The sequence below is a fragment of the Priestia sp. P5_B4 genome (genome assembly GCF_056400385.1).
This window is the reverse complement of the sequence record NZ_JBFULJ010001158.1, coordinates 1-986: the sequence shown is the minus strand read 5'-3', so window position 1 is coordinate 986 and position 986 is coordinate 1. Positions and strand designations below refer to the sequence as shown.

The following is a 986-nucleotide window of genomic DNA, read 5'->3' as shown; positions in this document are numbered from 1 at the left end:
GCATTGGGGCTGGCTAAAAAAAGCTTCTAAACCAGTTAGAAGAAGTGTTATCGGCTGCTACTTGCTTATGTCATTTGTTATTTATTTTGGTTTGAGTCTTCCGTATATTAAGCCTTTTTTATAAATATCAGTCTGCTTAAACTGGTTAGCCTGTAACACTTCTTCTAACTGGTTTAGAAGCTTTTTTTAGCCAGCCCCAATGCTTATCATCATGGTCAAAGATGAAGTAATCCAAAATGACGGATAACGTGATAATAGCAGCAATTATTAATAAGCCCATATGTATCCTCGCTTTCAGTTTATAAAGTAATTTCCTATTTACAACAATATACCTTGTTATCCAATTAATTACAAATAGATAAAAGTACTATGAATGGTTTATTGTAACTACTATATTATGGTAAAATTCGCAGAGTATAGCATTATAGTTTGATGATTTTTTTAAGAAAGATGTGAAGAAGTTGGACGTAGTAAAAGAAGTAAAGCTATTAAAATATCAAATGAGTTTGATGAAACATATGATTAACGCTTAGGAACATCCTTTTTTTATGTTTGCGATTGATCATGAGTTTGAAGAAAATCAAGTTCAGGCATTTTTAAAAATACTAGGTGTGTTTAGCTGCCGAATAAAAGGTGAAGATATTTCCGTCTGGTATCAAGATGATCAGCTGTTTTCTCCATTTAACCTTGCGTTAGATAAACTATATGTGTCAGAACAACCAACTGTAGAAGAATTAAAATCGGTTGTTGCTAAGATCTTTTATCAGGAATTTGAATTAGAGTATTTATTGTGCAGTTTAAAGAAGCAGTTTATTCAAACAGCAGTTTGCGATTTTTTCTTGCAGTGTTTAAAGCCAGGTTCGAAATAAATGATTTAAGAATGTGTTTAAACGTGAAAGTTTCAAAAGTAGGGGAGGTTAGTTGAAGTGGCACGAGTTATCAATTTTTGGTCATTTATCTTGACACTACTGTGCGTTGCGTTCTTT

2 protein-coding genes are annotated in these 986 nt (G+C 32.4%); one reads left to right on the top strand and one right to left on the bottom strand.

Annotated features, from left to right (window positions below):
• Nucleotides 1-145: 145 nt before the first annotated feature.
• Nucleotides 146-280 carry a hypothetical protein gene (locus AC1DRF_RS29590; RefSeq protein ID WP_477742517.1) on the bottom strand — a complete coding sequence of 45 codons (135 nt, stop codon included), beginning with the start codon at nucleotides 278-280 and terminating at the stop codon, nucleotides 146-148.
• 268 nt (nucleotides 281-548) lie between these two features.
• On the opposite strand from AC1DRF_RS29590, the gene AC1DRF_RS29585 reads away from it, so the two are divergent.
• Nucleotides 549-869, top strand: a complete 321-nt coding sequence (locus tag AC1DRF_RS29585; RefSeq protein ID WP_427075836.1) for a DUF1878 family protein — start codon at nucleotides 549-551, stop codon at nucleotides 867-869.
• Nucleotides 870-986 lie beyond the last annotated feature (117 nt).

Excerpts from the sequence above, each read along its gene's own strand:
- AC1DRF_RS29590 (WP_477742517.1), bottom strand. The coding sequence starts at position 280 with ATGGGCTTATTAATAATTGCTGCTATTATCACGTTATCCGTCATTTTG.
- AC1DRF_RS29585 (WP_427075836.1), top strand. The coding sequence starts at position 549 with ATGTTTGCGATTGATCATGAGTTTGAAGAAAATCAAGTTCAGGCATTT.